At 37.8% G+C, this 17,058-nt stretch carries 12 protein-coding genes; 10 read left to right on the top strand and 2 right to left on the bottom strand.

Annotated elements, in window-relative coordinates:
• Window positions 1-139 precede the first annotated feature (139 nt).
• The 6 genes from BXY75_RS09060 to BXY75_RS09035 all read left to right on the top strand — a co-directional run bounded on the left by BXY75_RS09060 (window position 140) and on the right by BXY75_RS09035 (window position 13,078).
• The gene (locus BXY75_RS09060; protein ID WP_121907431.1) at window positions 140-2,593 is read left to right on the top strand and encodes an alpha/beta hydrolase family protein; all 2,454 of its coding nucleotides are present in this window, start codon (window positions 140-142) and stop codon (window positions 2,591-2,593) included.
• Window positions 2,594-2,930: 337 nt separating this feature from the next.
• Window positions 2,931-4,823, top strand: a complete 1,893-nt coding sequence (gene htpG, locus BXY75_RS09055) for a molecular chaperone HtpG (RefSeq protein WP_121907430.1) — start codon at window positions 2,931-2,933, stop codon at window positions 4,821-4,823.
• A 397-nt stretch (window positions 4,824-5,220) separates the two neighbouring features.
• Window positions 5,221-11,160: an HYR domain-containing protein gene (locus BXY75_RS09050; RefSeq protein ID WP_121907429.1), complete on the top strand. Its 5,940-nt coding sequence runs from the start codon at window positions 5,221-5,223 to the stop codon at window positions 11,158-11,160.
• A 119-nt stretch (window positions 11,161-11,279) separates the two neighbouring features.
• Entirely contained in the window at window positions 11,280-12,107 is an 828-nt protein-coding gene (locus tag BXY75_RS09045) for a DUF6503 family protein (RefSeq protein WP_121907428.1), read from the top strand.
• Window positions 12,108-12,111: 4 nt separating this feature from the next.
• A complete protein-coding gene (locus BXY75_RS09040) occupies window positions 12,112-12,465 on the top strand; it encodes a DoxX family protein (protein ID WP_121907427.1) in 354 nt (117 codons plus the stop codon).
• Window position 12,466: 1 nt separating this feature from the next.
• Window positions 12,467-13,078, top strand: coding sequence for an alpha-ketoglutarate-dependent dioxygenase AlkB family protein (locus tag BXY75_RS09035; protein WP_121907426.1), 612 nt, complete (start codon window positions 12,467-12,469; stop codon window positions 13,076-13,078).
• Here BXY75_RS09035 and BXY75_RS09030 read toward each other — a convergent pair.
• Both BXY75_RS09030 and BXY75_RS09025 read right to left on the bottom strand, forming a co-directional pair.
• Entirely contained in the window at window positions 13,071-13,451 is a 381-nt protein-coding gene (locus BXY75_RS09030) for a hypothetical protein (RefSeq protein ID WP_147437259.1), read from the bottom strand. The two genes, BXY75_RS09035 and BXY75_RS09030, sit on opposite strands and share 8 nt — an antisense overlap.
• Before the next feature lie 210 nt (window positions 13,452-13,661).
• The gene (locus tag BXY75_RS09025) at window positions 13,662-14,441 is read right to left on the bottom strand and encodes a S1/P1 nuclease (RefSeq protein WP_121907424.1); all 780 of its coding nucleotides are present in this window, start codon (window positions 14,439-14,441) and stop codon (window positions 13,662-13,664) included.
• Window positions 14,442-14,567: 126 nt separating this feature from the next.
• Between BXY75_RS09025 and BXY75_RS09020 the strand changes: the two genes are divergently transcribed.
• From BXY75_RS09020 to BXY75_RS09005, 4 genes are read left to right on the top strand one after another with little or no spacing between them, the layout of a single operon-like run.
• Window positions 14,568-15,428: an SPFH domain-containing protein gene (locus BXY75_RS09020; protein ID WP_121907423.1), complete on the top strand. Its 861-nt coding sequence runs from the start codon at window positions 14,568-14,570 to the stop codon at window positions 15,426-15,428.
• 4 nt (window positions 15,429-15,432) lie between these two features.
• Window positions 15,433-15,939 (top strand): hypothetical protein, encoded by a 507-nt coding sequence (locus BXY75_RS17280; RefSeq protein ID WP_245962951.1) that lies wholly within the window; start codon window positions 15,433-15,435, stop codon window positions 15,937-15,939.
• Window positions 15,936-16,865 carry an alpha/beta hydrolase family protein gene (locus BXY75_RS09010; RefSeq protein WP_121907422.1) on the top strand — a complete coding sequence of 310 codons (930 nt, stop codon included), beginning with the start codon at window positions 15,936-15,938 and terminating at the stop codon, window positions 16,863-16,865. The genes BXY75_RS17280 and BXY75_RS09010 overlap by 4 nt, the downstream gene beginning before the upstream one ends.
• A 5-nt stretch (window positions 16,866-16,870) precedes the next feature.
• The gene (locus BXY75_RS09005; RefSeq protein ID WP_121907421.1) at window positions 16,871-17,029 is read left to right on the top strand and encodes an Arc family DNA-binding protein; all 159 of its coding nucleotides are present in this window, start codon (window positions 16,871-16,873) and stop codon (window positions 17,027-17,029) included.
• The last annotated feature ends 29 nt before the right edge of the window (window positions 17,030-17,058 follow it).

The following is a 17,058-nucleotide window of genomic DNA, read 5'->3' as shown; positions in this document are numbered from 1 at the left end:
GTGCTTTGTTAAATCGGTAGTGCAAGATAAGTATTACCCTTTATTGGGAGAAACTTTTTAGAATTATATATTATGCGAGCATAGTTATTAGATTGTAAGATACCTATTTAATGCCTATCTTTTTCGAAAATTTCGATCAATGAAAAACCTTTGCTTACTCATTTCGTTTCTATTAGTTTGTCTTCCTTTATTAGCGCAAGAAAAACTTACATATCAAAAGCCCCCGGCCGAAATCCTTGAACTGGTCGATGCACCATTAGCTCCATCTGTACTAATTGACAATAAAGGTGAAAATGTCGTCCTTCTTTATCGTGATGCCTATAAGTCTATTTCCGAATTATCCGAAACTGAGATGAGACTTGCAGGCTTGAGAATCAACCCAAAAACTAATATTGGGAGTCGGACCAATTTCTACAATGATATTAAAGTAAAAAAAGCCCTTATCAAAGATGCTTCAGCCGTGTCGGGATTGCCTGAAAACGCAAGGTTTTCCTATTTTAATTACTCTCCTAATGAAAAGTATATCGCATTTTTAAATACTACAGCTACTGGAACGGAAGTTTGGATTCTGGATATTGAAAATGCTTCGGCCAAACGATTAACAGAAGGAACTATAAACGCTAATATGAGAAATCCGATTAGCTGGTTTGGTGATAATTCGGCCTTGCTTGTAAAAATGCTTCCGAAGAACAGAAAAGAATTAATCAACACTTCCGAAGCAGTTCCTGAAGGCCCAACTGTTTCAGTAAGTGATGGAGAGAAGGCACAAAACAGAACCTATCAGGATTTACTGAAAAATCCTAACGACGAATTAAATTTTGAGCAACTAGCCTTTTCAGAAATCAAAAAAGTAAACCTTAAGGGTGAGATCAGTGATTTTCTTCCGGTTGCTATGTACGACGATATAGATTTTTCGCCAGATGGGGCATATATAATGATCAGTCATTTAAAAAGACCGTTTTCATATCTGGTGCCTTATTACAGGTTTCCTTTCACAAGTGTGGTTTACAATACAAGTGGAAAAGCTGTGGCAACTGTAAACGACGTACCACTAAATGAAGTACAACCCAAAGGTTTTATGGCAACCCGAAAAGGGAAACGCGATATGGCTTGGCGCAGCGATACTCCTGCGACTCTCTATTGGGCCGAGGCGCTCGATGGAGGAGATCCGGAAATAGAAGTTGAATTCCGGGATGCTGTATATCAACTAAACGCGCCGTTTAATGGTAAACCTTCAATGCTTTTGAAAACGAAAAATCGATTTTCAGTTATTAGCTGGGGTAATGATAATATAGCCACGGCTTATGATTATTGGTGGAACGACAGAAATACCAAAACCTACCTTTTTAATCCTTCTAATGCTTCGGAAACACCCAAAATTATTCATGATCGTAATTATCAGGATCGTTATAGTCATCCTGGAAGCTTCGTAAAGAAGAAAAATAAATTTAACCGATCGGTCCTCGAAATTATAGATGGAAAATTATTCGCCATGGGAGATGGTTTTTCTGAAAAAGGACAGTTTCCTTTTGTAGATGAATTTAATCTTAAAACTCATAAAACAAAGCGTATTTACGAATCGAAATTTACCGATAAACTGGAAGACCTTCGAACCGCTATTGACATGAAAAAAGGTAAAATTCTAGTGCGAATCGAATCGCAAAATGAATACCCTAATTATTTTTTCAGAAATATCTACAAAGAAAATGACCTTACTCCAGTCACGTCATTCGACAATCCTTATAAAAGCCTCGCTAATGTTCACAAAGAAGTAATTTCATATAAGCGTGACGACGGACTGGAACTGCAAGGCACACTATATTTACCGGTGGGCTATGATATGGATAAGAAAGAGAAAAAACCTTTGATATTATGGGCATACCCACGAGAATTCAAGGATAAAAACAGTGCGTCACAAAACACCACAAATCCCAATGAATTTATCTATCCTTATTATGGTTCGCCTATCTACTGGGTGACTCAGGGATATGTGGTTCTGGATGACGCTGCTTTTCCAATCGTTGGTGAAGGTGACGAACAACCTAACGATACGTTTAGAGAACAATTGGTGGGAAATGCCAAAGCCGCTATCGATGCCGTTGATAAATTAGGATACATAGATCGTAATCGTGTAGGCGTTGGCGGTCATTCTTATGGTGCATTTATGGTCGCAAATTTATTGAGTCATAGTAATCTGTTTGCCGCGGGTATAGCTAGATCAGGCGCCTATAACAGAACCCTTACACCTTTCGGATTTCAAAGTGAGGAACGTAGTTATTGGGATTCGCCGGAAACTTATTATACTATGTCACCGTTTATGCATGCCGATAAAATGAAAACCCCTTTATTGCTAGTTCATGGGGAAGCAGATAACAATTCGGGGACATATCCGCTGCAAAGTGAGCGTTATTTTAATGCTTTAAAAGGTCTTGGAGCTCCTGCCAGACTCGTTATGCTTCCAAAAGAAAGTCACGGGTATCGCGCTAAAGAGAGTATCCTTCACTTACTTTGGGAACAGGATACATGGTTAGATACATACGTTAAGAACAGGGAAGAGAACAGCATTATGCCTACTACAGAATTAAAAAACTAACAAGCTTCTTAAGTTTTTAAATGGAAAAAGGGTGCAGTTTATGCACCCTTTTAAACAACCTTAACCAATAAGATAATAGAATAATTTTACCTTTTTCATAGCAAGTTTTATTATTTATTATCTCGGTATAAAATTACGAAAATTGTTTAAACCCTTTCTGCAACCTTTAAACAAAATTTTGTTAAAGTTTATACTGCTTTTTCTATAACGTCTATTTTCTTCGGAAATCACCACACATACTATTATAATTAGTGACAAGGTGTCAGCCATAACTGAAATGGTATTCTATTTGACTATTAGCTCTTCAGAATAATAAATTAATCAAAACAATAATATAATGAGCAAGGGCACTATTAATGTAGCGGTAGAGAATATATTTCCGCTGATTAAAAAGTTTTTATACAGCGATCACGAAATCTTTTTACGTGAATTAATTTCTAATGCAACAGATGCAACTTTAAAACTAAAGCATTTAACTAGTATTGGAGAAGCGAAAGTCGAGTACGGTAATCCGATGATCGAGGTGAAAATCGATAAGGAAAAAAAGCAGCTTCGTATCATCGATCAGGGAATCGGGATGACTCAAGATGAAGTTGAAAAATATATTAATGAAATTGCATTTTCGGGAGCTGAAGAGTTTCTTGAAAAATACAAAGACAAAAAAGGTGAAGATGCCGGGATTATTGGACACTTCGGTCTCGGTTTTTACTCTGCCTTTATGGTGGCGGAAAAAGTAGAGATCATCACCAAGAGCTATAAAGATGAGCCGGCAGTACACTGGGAGTGTGACGGTTCACCTGAATACAAGATCACAAAAGCTAAGAAAACCAAAAGAGGAACAGAGATTATTTTGCATATCGCAGAAGATTCTACCGAGTTTTTGGAGAAGAGCAAAATCACTGAACTGTTGGTGAAGTATAATAAGTTTATGCCTATTCCAATTAAATTTGGAACCATCACAGAAACATTACCAAAACCTGAAGGAGCTAAAGAAGAAGATAAAGCACCTACAAAGGAAGTTGATAATATCATCAACAATCCAAATCCGGCGTGGACAAAACAACCTACAGAGTTAGAAGATAAAGATTACAAGAGCTTTTACAGAGAGTTGTATCCAATGCAATTTGATGAACCTTTATTTAATATCCACTTGAATGTAGATTACCCGTTTAATCTTACAGGAATTCTTTATTTCCCGAAGATGACCAATGATATGAACATGCAAAAGGATAAGATACAATTGTATCAAAATCAGGTGTTTGTAACAGATAACGTGGAAGGTATAGTTCCCGAATTCTTAACAATGTTAAGAGGAGTGATTGATTCGCCGGATATCCCATTAAATGTTTCAAGAAGTTATTTACAGGCAGATGGTGCTGTAAAGAAAATCGCAAGTTATATAACGCGTAAAGTTGCAGACAAATTGAAAAGTTTGTTTAATAGCAACCGTGAGGACTTCGAATCGAAGTGGAACGATATAAAGATTGTAATAGAATATGGTATGCTTTCCGAAGAAAAATTCTTTGAAAAAGCACAGGATTTCGTATTGTATCCTACGGTAGATGGAAAATTCTACACTTTTTCTGAATTGAAGGAAAAGATAAAAGTCACACAGACCGATAAGGATGATAAATTGGTGATATTATACGCTTCAAATAAGGAAGAGCAGCATTCGTATATTGAATCTGCCAAAGAAAAAGGATATGAAGTGTTGTTATTAGACTCTCCAATTGTGTCGCATTTGATTCAGAAATTAGAATCAACTGAAGAAAATGTTTCTTTCGCGAGAGTGGATGGAGATCATATCGATAACCTTATTAAAAAAGAGGATACTGCTATTTCAAAACTTTCCGATGAAGAAAAAGAAACGCTAAAAACATTCTTGACTGAAGTAATACCTTCGGAAAAGTTCGCGGTTCAGTTGGAAGCAATGGACAGCAATGCAAGTCCGTTTATCATTACTGAGCCAGAATTCATGCGACGTATGAAGGAAATGCAGCAGTCTGGTGGTGGCGGTGGTATGTTCGGAATGGGACAAATGCCGGAAATGTACAATCTAATTGTAAATACGAATCACGAATTGGTAGGTGAGATTTTAAATACCAAAACTCAAAAGAAGAAAGAGCGGTTGGTTAGTCAAGCACTGGATCTTGCTCGCTTGAGTAAAAACCTTTTAAAGGGAGAAGAATTAACTGCGTTTATAAAGCGTAGCTATGAGATGATAAAATAGTGAATTGAGAAATAGCTTCTTCAAGCTATAAAATTTTTAGACACCCTATATATTTCGAGAAATCGGAAATATGTAGGGTGTTTTTTTGTTTATAGAGATCAATATTGTAGGAATTCCCTTATTAATATCGTTAATAAACATATAAATACGCTGAAAAACATCGATTTGTAATAAAATACGTATAAGTACGTAGGTAAATTAATAAATTTTAACATAGATTTGTGGTCAAAGCCCCCAAAATGATCTATTCACCTAAAAATACTACACTTTAACGACTTTTTATATAATACGTATTCATGATCTCTAATTCAGATTTAATACGTGCTTAATAATTTGCACACAATTAATACCTAATAATCAATTAACCCCTATCTATTTACACATCAAATTCCTAATTATGAAAAAAAGTACTTTACTAATGATGTTGATGTCATTTTTTATGACGTCACTATTACTAACAGCACAAAACGAACCGCCGGATTTTCCAAATCTTTCACCCGGCCCTATACCTAATTATAGTTTGACTAACGGTGCAAATACTTATAGTGGAAATGTATCTACTCCGAGTGACAGCCAAGATGCGTTTTCGACTACTTTGGGCGTAGGACAAACTATAACAAGCATAGTGTTTTCTGCCACTGGTGGAGGTGGTACCGGAAGCTATTCCTTTGGAGGATTTGGAGCTGGTGTCGCTTTTCCAGGTGGAACTATCAATTCAGACCCATCCTTCACAATGCCTGGAACCTACAATAATATTATTAGTACCGGTTTTTCAACAGGAACTAATTGGAATTTAACCATTAATGTTACCAGTTCTTGTACAAGCCCTACGGTTCCAACAATTACAGCGACTCCTTCAACTGTATGTACGGGAAGTACATCGACATTAAACATTTCAGGAACACTTAATGATGCCACAGCATGGTCTGTTTACACAGGTTCTTGCGGAGGAACATTGGTTGGAACGACGACTACATCAACTTTTGTAGTAACACCTGCAGGTGCGTCTACAACTTATTTTGTAAGAGGTGAAGGTGGCTGTGTAACTCCAGGTTCATGTGGATCTGTTACTGTTAACACAACTGCAATAGACGATGCTTCATTTAATTACGATGCGGCAGCTTATTGTGCTGATGACACCGACCCTACTCCAACAATCACAGGATTAGCTGGTGGAACATTCTCTTCAACTGCGGGATTATCACTTAATGCTGCAAATGGAACAGTGGATGTTTCAGCAAGTACACCAGGAACATATACAGTTACTTACACGACCGCTGGAGCTTGTCCAAATAGCTCAAATGTGAGTGTGACAGTAAACGCTTTAGATGACGCTTCATTTAATTATGCTGCGGCAGCTTATTGTGCTGATGATACCGACCCTACTCCTACAATTACAGGATTAGCAGGCGGAACATTCTCTTCAACTGCGGGATTATCAATTAATGCTGCAAATGGAACTGTTGATGTTTCAGCAAGTACACCGGGAACATATACAGTGACTTACACGACCGCTGGAACTTGTCCAAATAGCTCAAATGTGAGTGTGACAGTAAATGCTTTAGATGACGCTTCATTTAATTATGCTGCGGCAGCTTATTGTGCTGATGATACCGACCCTACTCCTACAATTACAGGATTAGCCGGAGGAACGTTTTCTTCAACTGCCGGATTATCGCTTAATGCTGCAAATGGAACAGTTGATGTTTCAGCGAGTACACCAGGAACATATACAGTGACTTACACGACCGCTGGAACTTGTCCAAATAGCTCAAATGTGAGTGTAACAGTAAATGCTTTAGATGACGCTTCATTTAATTATGACGCGGCAGCTTATTGCGTTGATGATACCGACCCTACTCCGACAATTACAGGATTAGCTGGAGGAACGTTTTCTTCTACTGCGGGATTATCAATCAATGCTGCAAATGGAACAGTGGATGTTTCTGCAAGTACACCGGGAACGTATACAGTTACTTATACAACCGCTGGAACTTGTCCAAATAGCTCAAATGTGAGTGTGACAGTAAACGCCTTGGATGATGCTTCATTTAATTATGACGCGGCAGCTTATTGCGCTTATGATACCGACCCTACTCCGACAATTACAGGATTAGCTGGAGGAACGTTTTCTTCTACTGCGGGACTATCAATTAATGCTGCAAATGGAACAGTGGATGTTTCTGCAAGTACACCGGGAACATATACAGTGACTTATACAACCGCTGGAACTTGTCCAAATAGCTCAAATGTGAGTGTAACAGTAAATGCTTTAGATGACGCTTCATTTAATTACGACGCGGCAGCTTATTGCGCTGATGACACCGACCCTACTCCGACAATTACAGGATTAGCAGGCGGAACATTCTCTTCAACTGCGGGATTATCAATGAATGCAGCAAATGGAACAGTTGATGTTTCAGCAAGTACACCGGGAACATATACAGTGACTTATACAACTGTTGGAACTTGTCCAAATAGTTCAAATGTGAGTGTAACTGTCAATGCATTACCTACCGTAACCTTCACTGCACCAGCGAGTCCTTTTTGTCCTAATTCGACTACAACAAATCTTGGAGGTGGATCACCTGTCGGAGGAGTTTATAGTGGTGCTGGAGTTACTGATGATGGAAATGGTACGACATTTACTTTTGATTCAGGAGCTTCTGGCAATGGAACACATACGTTAACATATACTTTTACGGATGGAAATAGCTGTACGAATAGTGCTTCCGACACAATAACTGTAGAAGACAACGAAGATCCTGTGATTTCATGTCCTGGTGATATAACTCAAGAAAATGATCTTGGTGAATGTGGAGCCGTTGTGACGTATAGCGTTACTGCCACAGATAATTGTACTTTAATGAATCCCACACCAGCCGGATTTACATATTTAGGACAAGACAATGGAAATGACTATTATCTTTCCGACACTCCTTTTACACCTCCAAATGCCTTCGCTGATGCTATTGCAAAAGGAGGTTTTGTAGCATCAATTGCCAATGCTGCACAAAATGAATTTATACGTGCTGCGATTGCTGCAATAACTTCTGGAATAAGCCCAATGTTAGGGCTTAACGATGTTGCTTTGGAAGGATCATTTGAATGGCAGGATGGATCTCCTGTTAGTTATACCAATTGGACTCCGGGAGAACCGAATAATTCAGGAAATGAAGATTACACGGAGATAGATCTAAATAACGGAAGGTGGAATGACTATCCTAATTTCGTTTCAAAACAATATGTACTGCAACTTCCAGTAGGTCCAGTACAAACTGCAGGCTTACCAAGTGGAAGCACGTTCCCAGTAGGAACTACAACCAATACTTTTGTTGTGACAGATGCCTCAGGAAATACAGCTACTTGTAGTTTTGACGTGACCATAAATGATACGGAAGCTCCTGTTTTTGCAGACATTTACGGAGATGGAACTTTATCTAATCCTTTTACTTCCATTCAGCCAGAAATAGTTGGAAGTGTTGCGACCGGGACTTATTACTTTAGTTTTAACGGAAGTACTTTCCAGGGAGTATTGGACAACGATACCGATGGCGGAGGATGGTTAATGATCTTAAATTATGTGCATCAAGCAGGAGATAACTCAAACCTTCAGGTAAGAAATACAGATCTTCCTCTATTAGGTGCATCCACAATAGGGACCAGTGAAGCGGCTTCACCTTCTTGGGGACACTTTGGAAATGCATTGGCTGCCGATATCGATTTTGAAGAAGTACGTTTCTATGCACAAACCTCAAGAGATCCAAATAATATAATTGATTTCACTACAGACTATTCCGCAGTTTCAAACTATGTAAAAACAGGAAATGGAAGTTTTGCCGGAATAAATAATCCTGCAAACTATACATTGGGAACTAGTCATAATTCTTCCATTCCACAAAATGCTCCAGACTTCTTTTCAAATGAAGGAGATTTTGCCTTGACCAATTTTCCATTTTGGAGAGCTGGACAGGCTCACTGGGGAATTAGAGGTTTAGGAAATCGTTGGGAAGTTGATGATTTTAGTCTGAATAATTTTAGCACAATTCATCGTGTTTGGGTAAGAGGAGATCTTTCACCTTCTTCCATCGTTGGAAGTACCACAATCACAGTGCAACTTGACGCATCAGGAAACGTGACAATAACAGCTGCAGATTTTGGACTAACGGCTGTAGATAATTGTAGCACAGTAACGCAGACATTAAGTATAACTGATTTCGACTGTTCAAATATTGGAAGTAATACGATTCAATTAACAGCTAGCGATGTTGTAGGAAATGAAAGAATAATTGATGTTATCGTTAATGTTGAAGACAACATAGATCCAGTAATTACTTGTGCAGCAAATGACACTCGTGATACAAATCCTGGAGTATGTGAATACACTGTAGTTGGAACTGAATTTGATGCAACCTTCACAGATAACTGTACGGACGGATCAATTACTAATGACTTAAATGGAACCGCAACAATCGATGGTGAAGTACTTCCAAAAGGAGTAACAACTGTTGTTTGGACGGTAGATGATGGTAACGGTCAAATGGCTTCATGTACAACTGTAATCACTGTAGAAGACAACGAAGATCCTATTATTTCTTGTATTGCTAATGATACACGAGATACAGATCCGGGTATATGTGAATACACGGTGGTTGGAACTGAATTCGATGCAACTTTCACAGATAATTGCGCTGATGGAAGCATAACAAATGATTTAAACGGAACTGCAACCATTGATGGTGAAATTCTACCAACTGGAGATACTATAGTAGTATGGACAGTGGATGACGGAAATGGTCAATCTGCTACTTGTACAACAGTTATAACTGTTGAAGACAACGAAGCTCCAATCATTGCATGTCCAGCAGATCTTGCAGCAAATACAGATCCTACGATCTGTGGTGCTGTTGTTTTCTTCCCGGATGCAATCGCGTTAGATAATTGTGGTGTGGCAAGTGTTATACAAACTGCAGGTCTTCCTTCAGGAAGTTTATTCCCTGTAGGTGTTAGCGTTGTAGAATATACAGCAACCGATGTAAATGGAAACATGACAATTTGTGACTTTACAATTACAGTGACAGACAATGAAGCACCTGTAACAGTTTGTCAGGACATTACTATTCAGCTTGACGCTAATGGAAATGCAATGATTGTTGCTGCAGATGTAGATGGTGGTTCTACCGATAACTGCGGAATTGATTCGATCAGTATCGATATTGACACTTTCGATTGTAGCAATGTAGGTCCTAATGACGTTACACTTTCAGTAACAGATGTAAACGGAAATACTGCAACATGTATCGCAGTTGTAACAGTTGAAGAAGTAACGGCACCAGTTGTAGTTTGTCAAGACATAACTGTGGAACTAGATGCCTCAGGAACGGTAACAATTACTGGTACCGATGTCGATGGTGGTTCAACAGATGCTTGTGGAATCGCAAGTTACGAACTGGATATGAGTACATTCGATTGTAGCAACGTAGGAACTAACGATGTTATCTTAACGGTAACGGATGTTAATGGAAACGTAGCGACTTGTAATGCAGTTGTAACTGTTGAAGACAATACTTCACCGGTTTTAGTATGTATGGACATCACTTTAGAATTAAATGCTGATGGTACTGCTACTATAACGCCAGCTGATGTGATCGCCAATAACGATGATGCTTGTGGAATTTTAACCACAGCGGTAGATATCACCAATTTCGATTGTAGTGATATTGGAACTCCTGTAACTGTTCAGGTATTCAGTCAAGATAACAATGGTAACTTAGCAACTTGTTTTGCAACAGTAACCGTGATTGATCTTTTAGCTCCTGAATTAACATGTCCTGCAGACCAATCACAAGATCCTGGAGTAGGAAACTTATTCTACGAAGTACCAGATTATTTTGCAACCGGAGAAGCGACTGCTATCGATAATTGTACAGATCCTGTAACTATTCTTACACAAGATCCTGCAGCAGGAACATTATTGCCTGACGGAATCTATACTGTAACATTTACAGCTGAAGATGAGTATGGAAATACTAGCACTTGCGACTTTCAATTAACAATTGAAAGTATTCTTGGAGTGAATGAAGTTGCACTAAGTCTTAATACTGTTTCAATTTATCCGAATCCTGCAAATGATGTGGTTTACTTATCGAATCCTCAAGGGATCGAACTTAATCAAGCCATCATCTATGATATGCGTGGAAGAAAGATTGACACAATAGATCTTAGAAATATGGGAGTTGAAAAATCCATAGATATTTCAAATCTGGCAAGCGCAACTTACAATGTCCAAATTATTACGGACAATGCCGTTGCGAATTTACGATTGCTTAAAGAATAAACATTAATCTTTAAAACCCTTAAAACCCCTTCTTCTGAAATCTCAGAATTGAAGGGGTTTTTCATTTAAAAGATTTACTTTTGACCTCTTACATATTGCTAAAAAATAATGCTCAATTGATGAAGAAAATTATCTTTATTATGGTTCTCTTGGTAGCCATTTCAGCTTGTAAAGAAAATAAGAAAGACCAACATTTAACGCCTGTTGAAGCCGATGGAGGAATTGGTGATGGTGCAACATCACTTTCCGATTCTTTTGCGCAACGTCTGGAAGAATCACATAACAAAGACGCTTATACTTCAAAAAAAGCGATCTCTTACGACTTATTATTAAATTTTAATGGGAAACAAAGATTGGATGTCAAAGTGACGATGCTAACCAACTCATCAAAGTTAAGAATGGATTTTAAAGATGGGAGTAGTATAATTTACGACGGAAATGAAGTTTACCTTACTCCAACCAATACCGAAAATCCTTCAGCTCGTTTCGATATTTTTACGTGGACATACTTCACTGCAATGCCATTTAAATTAACAGACTCTGGAACTCAATGGAATGGTTTTGAGGAAAAAACAATTAACAGTAAAGCGTTTGCCAGAGCCAAACTTTCTTTTAAAAATGATGTGGGCGACACCGCAGATGACTGGTATATGACGTATGCCGATACCGACACCAACTTACTTAGCTATGCCGCTTATATTGTAACCTATGGTAAAACATTAGAAAAAGCTGAGGCCGCACCACACGCAATAGTTTACACAAATTATAAAGTTCTAGATGGTGTTGCGATTGCTGATTCCTGGGAATTTTACAATTGGAGTGAAGAAAAAGAACTTTATGGTGACAGCATTGGAGACGCAAGCTTAACTAACTTCATGTTTATGGACGAAGCAGATTTTAAGGTTCCTTCAGATTCAAAAAAAGTAGAGGCCCCTAAACAAAACTAATCATATGAATTTACCATGGCACCAATACATATTCGGACTCGTCTTCGTGCTCGCAGGAGCGAATCATTTTAGAGTTCCTAAAATATACGAACGCATTATGCCTCCCTACATTCCTGCAAAAGGAACGATGGTGATGTTGAGCGGTCTTGCCGAAATGATTCTTGGTTTTATGATCATGAATCCTGATACTCAATCGGCTGCTGGTTGGGGAATTATCGCCATGTTAATTATATTTATTCCGGTGCATATTTACATGCTTCAGAATGAAAAAGCGGCTATGAAAATGCCAAAATGGTTGCTTATACTCAGGCTTCCACTGCAATTTGCATTAATGTACTGGGCATATTTGTACGTATAACATGGATTTATTTTCTTCGGAAAAAAATGGAAATTTCATCAAACTACCCTTAGTTGATGCAGATGTGGTATATTGTCCTTCTTTTTTTACTTCGGAAGAGGCCACTACTTACTTTGAAACCCTTACGCATCAGACCAATTGGCAACAAGATGATATTACACTCTTCGGAAAAACCTATCCGCAGCCTCGATTAACCTCATTATACGCCACAAATTCTAAACCTTACTCCTATTCGGGCATTACCATGTTTCCGAAGCCATACACTGATATTTTGAAAGAGATTCAGAGAAAAATACAAACTGTTTCCGAAGAAAATTTCACCACCGTACTCCTCAATTTGTATCGCGATGGCAACGACAGTAATGGATGGCATAGTGATGATGAAAAGGAATTAGGAAGAAACCCTGTGATTGCTTCTGTGAGCCTGGGAGCCGATAGAATATTTCATTTTAGAAATAAAAAAGACAAAAGTGTTAAACACAAGCTCATTTTGGAAAATGGTAGTTTGTTGTTAATGAAAGGAGCCACTCAGCATACCTGGCAACATCAACTTCCGAAGTCTAAAAAAGTTATAAAACCTCGAATAAACCTCACCTTTAGAAGTATTAAATAAATGATTCGGTTTCCTTTTCAGACTTCGTTTTAAGATAGACAGCTATTAAGAGCCCCAGTACGATCCCGTGATAGATCAGTCGCAAATAAAGATGTCCCACAATAATAAAAGCACTCATTATAACCGATATAAGTATCCCTGAAATTATTGCCTTTTTTGTTATTACATTGAAGAAAAGCAGAAAACCGGTAAAGAACTCAATAAATGGAAAAAGAGCTGCGCCTATCACTAAAATTGTTTCTGAAAAAATAAAATTTGAAAAGTTATTTAGAACAAATTCGATATAACTAGAATAAAATACAATCCGCAACAAGCCGTGAACGCCAATAATAATTCCCGAAATACTTCTTAAATTAGATTTTATCGTATTCATTTTTAACACCTTACGCATTTTTTAAGCGATTTTAAATAGGCGGCAAAAGTACGGTCTTTAGTCAGCTTTTACTTAACAGAATACTAAAATTTAGGAAGAAAAAAAGGGTTTTCGTTCAAGTACCCGCTAGAATAGACAATTGACTTAAAATTGACCGAATAAAACTCTTAAAGAACTTAAATAAGCTTGATTTCCATTCGATTAAGAGTACTATCCGAAAATATTGTTGAGAAGGACGGCAAGGCGAATACCTCCTTTTTGTAGTTGAGATCGTACGGTATTCATGTGATCATAGATGTAGCGGTAGCTTAGTTTATCACCTATTTCCGTCGAAGCATAAATCTCTTTGCAGAGAGCTCTACTTTCATTCATCCAATCTATTACCTTCCCCGATTGGATATTTTCCAGTTCATTTTTTGTAAGAACATCCGTGTTTTTCGCCAATTCGGTATAAGACATACTAAAATCTTCAATCATTTTTGTGTCCCAAACGGTATGTAGATTTGTACCGTCGTTAAACCATCGCACCTGAAAATCATTACCACCTTTGTCTTCTGCCAAACCTATATGCAGTGGCTGATGTAGATCACCAATAAAATGAACCAGCATTTTTAAATGGAAAACCTTCTCTTGATTTGAAGATGTCTCGTTTTTTAAAACTTCAATACAGGTATTTATACCAGCTATTAGATCTCCTTTTTCACTTTTAGGATGTGCTTCGTATGTGGAGTCGAATGGAAAGTTCACATAATGCCATGGACTATAACTTCGATAGGCATCATCACTTTTAATGTCATCTCCATAATTTGAAACAAAGGCAAGCGAGGCCCCATTTAATAATTTACTGATCTTTTTTTGTGCTTTTTTTGACAGGTAATTCTGAGCAATTTCACCCGTCACTCTATGTCCTGTTTTCCCCCAATCATTAGTAGCAGTAAGGGTTTGTGCTGAAAATACAATTAAGAATAAAAGGCTGATATAATTCTTCATAAGAGATCAATTTTCACAAAGATAACAATCTTGATATAGAGTAATCGAGAAATTTATTAGGAAAATTGGAAATAAATAAGCTATATTTGTTTAATATCATTTTGATATCATTATAAATCAAACACTATGACTAACGAAAAAACACTTCATCCGGCAAATGGCTACTTAATGCTCTTTGTATTCTTTTTATTGGTCGCAACGAGTATTGCCGGCCTATTTCTTACTAAAAACCCTTGGTTTGTTGGCTTATTCTTTATTTCCTTCATGCTTATTCCGGGTTTTGTGCTGGTTAACCCTAATGGATCCAGAGTATTGTTATTATTCGGAAAGTACATTGGAACCATAAGAAACAATGGTCTTTTTTGGGTAAATCCATTGTACGTAAAAAAGAAGATCTCATTGAGAGCACGAAACTTTGATAGTGAACGCTTAAAAGTGAATGATAAATTAGGAAACCCTATAATCATTAGCACCATTTTGGTTTGGCGAGTTCGAGACACACATAAGGCAGCCTTTGATGTCGATAATTATGAAAACTTTGTGCGAATTCAGACCGATGCAGCTGTAAGACAATTGGCGAGTAAATATCCTTATGATAATTTTGCCGACGAAGGTTTGGACGAAGAAATTACCTTGAGATCGAGCATGACCGAAGTTAATGAAGCACTCGAAAAAGAATTGGAAGAGCGCCTCGCTATCGCAGGTATTGAAGTTTTGGAATCGAGAATTGGGTATTTAGCATATTCTAATGAAATCGCTAGCGCTATGTTGAAAAGACAGCAAGCCACCGCAATTGTCGCTGCTCGTCATAAAATTGTAGAAGGAGCTGTCAGTATGGTAGAAATGGCCTTACATGAATTAAGTAGAAAACAGATTGTAGATCTGGATGAGGATAAGAAAGCGGCTATGGTTAGCAACTTAATGGTTATCCTTTGTAGTGATAAAGATGCTACGCCAATTGTAAATGCAGGAACATTAAACACTTAGTATTATGAAATCCTTTTCTGAAACTCAAGGTTTCGATCAATGGTGGTTCCGCGCTCTTATGCTAGTTGTATTGGTTGTTATAATTGTTGGATTGGTGAACACCTTCCCTACTTTCAAAGACAACATGACGGCAATGATCTCCTCTCTTGGTTTCAGTTTAATAGGAGTTTTAATAATTATGCTAGTATTATTTTATTTGAAACTAGAAACAAGAATTGATGAACAGGGTATTCAATACGGATTTTGGCCTTTTCAACTCAATCTCAAACTTATACCATGGCGTGATATTTCTCAGTGCTATGTTCGGAAGTATAGTCCGATTACCGAATACGGTGGCTGGGGATATCGGTCGAAGTTATTTAGTCAAAATCCCAGGGCGATGAATGTAAAAGGCAATATTGGCATTCAAATTGTGTTAAAGGACGGTAAGAAGCTCCTTATTGGAACCCAACAAAAAGATACGGTCGAAAAGGTGCTCAAAACCTACAGTCACAAAATAGAACACTCATGAAAACTAAACTCATTATTCTTTTTTTATTTTGCTTCGGAATTATCTCTGCTCAAAATTCGAATTTTAACTCAAAAAATTTAAGTGTATCTTCCTTAATCGACGGCACCTTATTATTACCGGATACTCCTGAAAAACCTCTACTAGCAATAATTATCGCAGATTCCGGACCAACAGACAGAAACGGAAATCAGCAAATGATGGAAAACAATTCCCTGCGATATTTGGCAGAAGGGCTTTACAATAATGGTATCGCAAGCTTTCGTTACGATAAGCGAATTGTAAAGCAGATGAAGGATCGTACTATTTCAGAAAAAGACATTCGTTTTGATGACTTTATAGAAGACGCCGTCAAAGTTATTGACTATTTTAAACGAAGCGGTGAATTCTCAAAAATTTATGTCATCGGACATGGTCAGGGTTCTTTAGTTGGCATGGTCGCAGCTCAAAACCGTGCAGACGGATTTGTTTCAATCGCAGGTGCAGGACAACAGATTGATGACGTTATCGTAGATCAACTTGCCAATCAAGCTCCCGGACTAGAAGAAAACGCTCGTCTTGCGTTCGATGACCTTAGAGTAAATGGAGTTGCAATAAATTACAGCCCAGGCCTTGCGTCAATTTTCAGAAAGGACATTCAGCCGTTTATACGAAGCTGGATGGCATACGATCCATCTGTGGAAATCAGAAAATTAAATACGCCGATTCTAATTATCAACGGTGAAAAAGATCTGCAAGTACAGCTTAGTGAAGCTGAGATTCTACATAATGCAGCACCTGATGCCGATTATAAGATCTTTCCACAAATGAATCATATTATGAAAGAGATAAACGGCAATGATATTGAAAATAGTAAATCGTACAACGAGTATAAGATTCCGGTGATGCCCGAGCTCATCGAGAATATTAGCACGTTTATAAAGAAATAATATTTATGACGAAAAAGAAAGCATTCGCACTTCGGGTTAATGAAGATATGATGAAAGCCATAGAAAAATGGGCTTCGGACGAGTTTCGCAGCACCAATGGCCAAATCGAGTGGATGCTTAACGAAGTTTTAAAAAAAGAAGGCAGACATCCGAAAAGGAAATAGATTCTTGGATTGTTGGATTGTTGGATTGT

Source organism: Ulvibacter antarcticus, assembly GCF_003688405.1.
In the GTDB taxonomy this organism is placed as follows: Bacteria; Bacteroidota; Bacteroidia; order Flavobacteriales; family Flavobacteriaceae; genus Ulvibacter; species Ulvibacter antarcticus.
Note: the sequence above shows the minus strand (reverse complement) of the source record. Positions and strands in the feature narration are given on the sequence as shown.

Excerpts from the sequence above, each read along its gene's own strand:
- BXY75_RS09060 (WP_121907431.1), top strand. The coding sequence starts at position 140 with ATGAAAAACCTTTGCTTACTCATTTCGTTTCTATTAGTTTGTCTTCCT.
- htpG (WP_121907430.1), top strand. The coding sequence starts at position 2,931 with ATGAGCAAGGGCACTATTAATGTAGCGGTAGAGAATATATTTCCGCTG.
- BXY75_RS09050 (WP_121907429.1), top strand. The coding sequence starts at position 5,221 with ATGAAAAAAAGTACTTTACTAATGATGTTGATGTCATTTTTTATGACG.
- BXY75_RS09045 (WP_121907428.1), top strand. The coding sequence starts at position 11,280 with ATGAAGAAAATTATCTTTATTATGGTTCTCTTGGTAGCCATTTCAGCT.
- BXY75_RS09040 (WP_121907427.1), top strand. The coding sequence starts at position 12,112 with ATGAATTTACCATGGCACCAATACATATTCGGACTCGTCTTCGTGCTC.
- BXY75_RS09035 (WP_121907426.1), top strand. The coding sequence starts at position 12,467 with ATGGATTTATTTTCTTCGGAAAAAAATGGAAATTTCATCAAACTACCC.
- BXY75_RS09030 (WP_147437259.1), bottom strand. The coding sequence starts at position 13,451 with ATGAATACGATAAAATCTAATTTAAGAAGTATTTCGGGAATTATTATT.
- BXY75_RS09025 (WP_121907424.1), bottom strand. The coding sequence starts at position 14,441 with ATGAAGAATTATATCAGCCTTTTATTCTTAATTGTATTTTCAGCACAA.
- BXY75_RS09020 (WP_121907423.1), top strand. The coding sequence starts at position 14,568 with ATGACTAACGAAAAAACACTTCATCCGGCAAATGGCTACTTAATGCTC.
- BXY75_RS17280 (WP_245962951.1), top strand. The coding sequence starts at position 15,433 with ATGAAATCCTTTTCTGAAACTCAAGGTTTCGATCAATGGTGGTTCCGC.
- BXY75_RS09010 (WP_121907422.1), top strand. The coding sequence starts at position 15,936 with ATGAAAACTAAACTCATTATTCTTTTTTTATTTTGCTTCGGAATTATC.
- BXY75_RS09005 (WP_121907421.1), top strand. The coding sequence starts at position 16,871 with ATGACGAAAAAGAAAGCATTCGCACTTCGGGTTAATGAAGATATGATG.